Source organism: Thalassotalea sp. G20_0 (assembly GCF_017744175.1).
Classification (GTDB): Bacteria; Pseudomonadota; Gammaproteobacteria; order Pseudomonadales; family Endozoicomonadaceae; genus Endozoicomonas.
The window spans coordinates 1-2,133 of sequence record NZ_JAGHQV010000159.1; the positions used below are offsets into that span (position 1 = coordinate 1).

Below are 2,133 nucleotides of genomic sequence, written 5' to 3' on the forward strand. Positions count from 1 at the left end.
CTCATTAACTGCGGAAGTATCATCTCTTTCCGATAGGGTTCCAATAGTTCAAGTTCTCTATTCCCCAATATCGGAAAACGATCCAGCTCTTCCATTGCCGCTTCAAAGGTAAATTTCGGCCCTTGAATGCTCCTGGTGGAATCCTGATCCCAGGGGGGGGGCGTGCTTGCAGGAGGTTGTTGCAGAGCGATGGCTGTTACTACGGGTGTTTTTGTTGCCTCAATCTGTACCAAACTTTCAGCCACTGCATTTTTAACGAACTCAGGAACAACACCATCATTATCATTTCGGATAACCGGGCTGAGCGCCTTACATAAGCTGGTGGTTAGCTGGCCGTTGATGGCATAGTGTTCCAGAGATGACCAAACCACTGACTTTAATGGTTTGTTGTATTTGATGATATTGATAATCATAGAAGGTGGCAGCAGAAATGTTCCTTTTTCAGGCTTGGCTTTCCCGGTCTCTTTGGTTCTTGCTTTCATTTGGGCCAGTTTAGCCTCAAGCCTGATCGCATAGGGTTCCCGTTTGTCCTGAGACTTTTCATACCATTGTTCTGTGAATTCAGTGGCCTTGAAAAAGGCGGTCAACTGTTCCAATGTCCAGTTCTTTATAACAAGGCCGGTATCCGTGAGGGTAAAATCCGGTTTTTGGAGTACAACCGGTTCACCAGCGGTTGGCATGACAGTAAGCTTTTGATTCCTGAATTGATACTCTGTTTGTTTAAGTTCGAACAGTATGGCCGTGATAAAGTGCCACAGGCGTTCCCGGCCTAACATGACGTGATCACCATCAACAATCACGCCTCTTTCATCATCAGTTGACACCCGGTTTGAAAAACAGAGATCCGGTATATTCCCGTGTTCCGGTAGATAATGGTTTATCAGGAGCATTCCTTCCAACAACCGTTGCTGAGTCGCTAATTCCGGAACGGTTTCAGGTTTAGCCTGGTAGTCAAGACAGGCATCCATGAATTGCTGCATTTTCTGTGGCCTGAGTACCCGGTGTAGTCGGTACCACTGTGAGATTGCAGGCACAGTTCTGAATAGCTCGTCCATTCTGTCAGCGTATTTTGCGCGGTTATCTTCGGACTGTCGCCAGAGAATCTCCAGCATCATACGTTTAGATAGCGTGAATACCCATCGTAGGCCAAGCTGTTGGCGCAGTGGCTGTAATGCATTCCATTGCGCCGGGGTTGGGGCTGGCTTCAGGTTTCTGCACAGTTCAAGGTATTCCTTCCTTTCAGGTTCAGGGAGCTGCGTTAGTGCAAATTTTGTTAAAGCCAGTGGTGCAGGAATGGATAATGCCTTAGTGAGTACTTCATTGCAGCGTGGATCTTCACGATGTTTTTCAATCCAGAACCGGATACCAGTTCCTCCATGGATAGCCAATATCGGCAGCAATGATTTCAGCGCAGCACGAACAGCCACTCTGTCATTTCGTGGACTTTTGTGGGCATTAAGATATTGTTGGAATTCGGCAATTGTCATGTTCCATTTTGCGGACGCAGAAGAGAAGTACAGAGCCAGTGCTTTCATTTGACTTGATTCTAAAAGTTCATCTTCTTCATCACTGCTGTCGCCTCCAATGTCCGTAGAGTAACCTTGCTGTTTAAGACATTGGCGGAGTTTGTTCTCATTATCAGTCAGTTTTTCTCCTGAGGGTACTCCAAGGCCTGCAAATATGCGGCAGGAAAGTTTCAGAAGACTCTTCTTTTCATCCGCGGGTAGCCATTGAATAAAGGCTTGCACTTTCGTCTTTTCCGGTAAGCCTTTGCGATGACACATGGAGGAAATATTAGTGACCAGTGCCCGGTCGAGCGGTTTGCCCTTAACGTCCTCGTCTTTGCCCTCCTGCCAGCCATCTTTCAAGCAGGGCAGGGTCAGGAAGGCCTTCACGTCCTTATCTTTCGGTAAGCCTTTAGAGGAACACATGGAGGAAATATTGGTGATCAGTGCGCGGTCGAGCGGTTTGCCCTTAACGTCCTCGTCTTTGCCCTCCTGCCAGCTCTCTTTCAAGCAGGGCAGGGTCAGGAAGGCCTTCACGTCCTTATCTTTCGGTAAGCCTTTGCCATTACACATGGAGGAAATATTGGTGACCAGTGCCCGGTCGAGCGGTTTGCCCTTAACGTCCTCG

At 47.9% G+C, this 2,133-nt stretch carries 1 protein-coding gene; it reads right to left on the reverse strand.

The annotated features are described in order from the left end of the window. A partial coding sequence (locus tag J7438_RS25190) for a hypothetical protein (protein WP_209278796.1) occupies positions 1-2,133 on the reverse strand: 2,133 nt, incomplete at both ends.